At 59.0% G+C, this 3,339-nt stretch carries 3 protein-coding genes; 2 read left to right on the top strand and 1 reads right to left on the bottom strand.

Translation table 11 applies throughout. The features are described from left to right. Positions 1 to 62: 62 nt before the first annotated feature. On the top strand, positions 63 to 587 hold the full coding sequence (locus NKI73_RS33410; protein ID WP_352636296.1) for a DUF309 domain-containing protein: 525 nt from the start codon (positions 63 to 65) through the stop codon (positions 585 to 587). A 208-nt stretch (positions 588 to 795) separates the two neighbouring features. On the opposite strand, the gene NKI73_RS33405 is transcribed toward NKI73_RS33410, so the two are convergent. Next, the gene (locus NKI73_RS33405) at positions 796 to 2,451 is read right to left on the bottom strand and encodes an MFS transporter (RefSeq protein ID WP_352636294.1); all 1,656 of its coding nucleotides are present in this window, start codon (positions 2,449 to 2,451) and stop codon (positions 796 to 798) included. 330 nt (positions 2,452 to 2,781) lie between these two features. Between NKI73_RS33405 and NKI73_RS33400 the strand changes: the two genes are divergently transcribed. Then, positions 2,782 to 3,054, top strand: coding sequence for a hypothetical protein (locus NKI73_RS33400; protein WP_023743494.1), 273 nt, complete (start codon positions 2,782 to 2,784; stop codon positions 3,052 to 3,054). The last annotated feature ends 285 nt before the right edge of the window (positions 3,055 to 3,339 follow it).

Here is a 3,339-nt window from a genome sequence, read left to right as displayed (position 1 = left end):
GGTCAGCATGAATTGCCCCTTAACGCACTTTCATGTTTGCTGGGCCTATGTCTCGCCCTCGCTTGCTGCCCGAAAAAAGTTTCCCGAGCTATGCGTATCTGCCCGGCAAATATCCGCATCCGGTGCGCGATCCCTTGGGCCACAGTTACCGATCAGATCCGGTGACCGTCGCCGTTGGCGAAGCGCTCGGCTCAGATGTGTTTCGATGGGGAATCGACCTTTTCAATCACGGCTACTACTGGGAAGCCCATGAAGCCTGGGAGCCTCTCTGGCAGGCTGCGAAACACAGCGCTCAGCACCGCATGTTCTTCAAGGGACTGATCCTGTTAGCGGCGGCCGGGGTGAAGATCCGCGAGGGCAAGCGGGTCGCAGCGGCGCGCCATGCGACAAGAGCTGCAGGGCTTTTTCGTCAGGTGGTGAGAGTGCCGGGCGGCCTGTGGGAGAAAGCGCTGGGAATGACACCTGCCGCGCTCGCTGAACATGCCCAAGCGATCGTAGCTTACCCGGTTGTTCTGCGGGAGCCAAAGCCTGCCCAGCCTGAACCTGTCTTTGATTTCATACTCGCACCAGTATCCGAGAGCGTTTGATCGGCAATTCAGTGGCCGAAGCTAACTTTGTCAGCAGGAAACGGGGCTTTTGAAAACCGCTCACCACCCGCATGCGTCACAAACAATAGAGTGCAGTAATGTTTTACAGGCAACTCGCGGCCGCTTCGATGTCGATGGTCTTGAAGGTCGGGTGGCTGACCGATCGCGCTCGTAGCCAATCGATTGATGCAGAGATGCCGGCCAGGCTTCAATGACGGGGATGGCGAAAAACTGAGTGCTCGGGCTTGCGGGCCGAGCTTGTCGGCCGCTCGATGGAAAGTGTCATCTGAGGCGGGGACTCTGCCGCGTGCAGCTGGAAGACTCGTTCGTCCAGTTCCTTGTCTACTTCCGTGAGACGATGATTGAGGCGAAGGTAGTCTGTCCAGGTCGGCGTGCGGAATGTTTCTGTCCATTGCATAGGCTTCTGCAGGTTGCGCTGGAGCGTCCAGTTCCGCGCACCGACGCGGCTGTGTACATGACGCCGCTGCCGCATGAGGTCGAGGAAGGCCTCGAGATTTCTCTCGGCTATCAGATATTCGATCTTGACCACGATCGGGCCGCTCCTCGGCTTCAAATTGAGAGAGACAGCTGGGGCATCGAATTCCTCCAAGGGATCGGGCTCGGAGTCGCGGCGCTCTCGAAGCGGAAAGAGAATGCCGGCTGCAGCGACGATCAACAGAGCTCCAGCGGAGCCCTCCAGTGCCCAGGTCAGCGAATGGTTTTCGGCCACCGTGCCCCACACCCAGCTGCCGAGCGCGATGCCGCCGTCTATCAAAGCATAGTAGATCGAGATGGTGCGCCCCACGACCCAGCGCGGGCTCGCCAGCTGCACGCTCACACCAACCCCGGACCAGGCGGTCACCCAGCCCGCGCCGCCCAAGGCGAGTGCAATTGCCGCCACTGCAATCGAAGATGTCATTGCCAGGGAGAGAGAACACGCCGCGCAGGCCACGCAGGAGAGCCTCATCAGCCTTTCTTGCGACAAGCTCCGTCTGAACAGGCTGTTGGAGAGGCCAGCCAAGACGGCACCGGTCCCGAAGCCGGCCATGAGCGCGCCATAGGCAAGCGGGCCTCCTCCCAGCTGGTCCCGGACAACCACCGGCAGCAGCGCGAGTATGGCGATGCTCGCCAGGCCAAAGAGGGTTCCGCGCGCGATCGCCGCCTTGATTTCCGATGACATCGCAGTGAAGCGCAGTCCATCATAGATCGCCGTCCTCATCGGCTCACGCGGCAGAGGGGAAGAACGAACCTTCCACTTGCACCGCCAAATGGTGGCCAAGGGTACAAAATAGGTGAGCGTGGTCACGGCGAAAGCCGTCATAAGCCCAAACGAAGCAACCACGATGCCGCCGAGCGCCGGGCCAACAGTCCGGACGGTGTTGAAGCCAACAGAAAGCAGGGTGACGGCAGCGGGAACATCGCGTCGATCCACGATATCGCCAACCGACGCTTGCCAGGCCGGATCATTGAGAGCACCGCCGCTTGCGATCAAAAAGCTGAAGCCGAGGATCATCCACGGACTGACAAAGCCCAGCGCCACGGACGCGGTCAGCATCGCGGACGCCATCACCATAAGGCACCGACCCGCGAACATGACCCGGCGCCGGCTGAAATTGTCGGCGAGAGCCCCGGCGAACACGGACAGGACGAAAGCGGGCAGGTTCGATGAAGCCTGCACCAGCGCAACCATCAGATCGGAAGTCGAGATCGTTGCCATCAGCCAGCTGATGGCGACAGTCTGCATCAACCAGCCGAGGCTCGAAACCTGCGTCGCGAGCCAGATCGAACGAAAGGTGGGCTGCAGAAGTGGCCCAAATGTCGTTGGTGCAGCCAAATCTTCGTTTGATCCAGCCACCCTACTCATTTTGCGAACCTTTGCTTTCCGTTATTGTCGTTTCCCATGTAATCTCGACTGAACCGTGGCGGCTGACAAAATTGAGACAGAAACTGTTTTGCCTTCGGCGAATGCGGCCACAGTTCCATCTGACCAGTTTTGCGGCGGAGACGCAGACTTGAGCCGGCTCACTCTCCTTCGAAGACATCACCTGGGTGAAGCCCGGATTCATGCTTGTTGTTTGACGCAGCATGCTTCATCAACAGGCACTTCGTGAGACGCGACCATGTTCTTTCGTTGAAAACTCATTCATCAGCGGCGTTCGATGCGCTGCGTGTGGCTTAGGGAGAGTGAGGACGCTTGCAGATCTTCGACAGGATCGATTCACTGATAGGCGCAGACGATTGCCGGGCCGCGATCGAAGAGGCGCGCGCCTTGCTACTTCGATTCGAACAAAGGTCTGTTGCGCTCACGCATGCGATCGACGACTTTCTGCTCGACCTGATAACGCTAGCTTTCATTGTTGAATGTTATGGACGCGGCTTTGAACTTTTGGCGCGAACGCTGGCTCGTAGAAGACTGGCAAAGGTCAGGCTTTTGTCGGAAGAGGTCTATTCCGCCAGAGAGAAATGACGCCCAAAGCTTGTTGCTAACCGGCTATCGCGCCGCGTTCCGCCACAGTGACGAAGGCAATTGACGACGTTCGACCACCAAAAAATAGGCGGAAAACCGGGGCCCTTTATGAGGCAGACTGGGTGTGGATTGTTCCGCGAATCTGAAAACTGCGGGTCCATTTCGTGGCGTCCCGCCGTCCGCTGGCCTTCATCGCGGCAATCGCCGCCCGCCGCCTCAGATGCCGCCCATGCAGAGGTACTTCATTTCAAGATAGTCTTTGAGGCCGTGGCGGGAACCTTCCCG

It is taken from the genome of Mesorhizobium sp. M0496, from assembly GCF_040321205.1.
Lineage (GTDB): Bacteria > Pseudomonadota > Alphaproteobacteria > Rhizobiales > Rhizobiaceae > Mesorhizobium.
This window is presented reverse-complemented; position numbering and strand designations above follow the sequence as displayed.

Coding starts and splice junctions, on each gene's coding strand:
- NKI73_RS33405 (WP_352636294.1), bottom strand. CDS start 2,451: ATGAGTAGGGTGGCTGGATCAAACGAAGATTTGGCTGCACCAACGACA.